General features: G+C 73.4%; 1 pseudogene. It reads right to left on the reverse strand.

Features of this window, described 5'->3' with window-relative positions:
• Positions 1-228: pseudogene (locus I0Q12_RS13325) on the reverse strand (IclR family transcriptional regulator); the annotation flags it as partial.
• Positions 229-233 lie beyond the last annotated feature (5 nt).

Consider the following 233-nt stretch of genomic DNA (forward strand, 5'->3'; position numbering starts at 1 on the left):
TACCGACAGCACCTCGCCGGACCGCGCGACCCCCAGGCTCGCGGCGAGGTCGATGTCCGCGGCCAGCGCGTACAGATCCGGCGCCCAGTGCTCGACGCCGAGCCGCATCAGCGGCGGCACTGCCAGCGAGAACAGACCCGGACCCACCCGGTAGCCGTCCCCTCCGGGGACACGTTCGAGCATCCGCCCGCGCACGAGGGCCTGCACGATCCGGTGCGTCGTGCTCACCGGCA

Origin of the sequence: Rhodococcus sp. CX (assembly GCF_015865005.1) — a bacterium.
In the GTDB taxonomy this organism is placed as follows: Bacteria; Actinomycetota; Actinomycetes; order Mycobacteriales; family Mycobacteriaceae; genus Rhodococcus.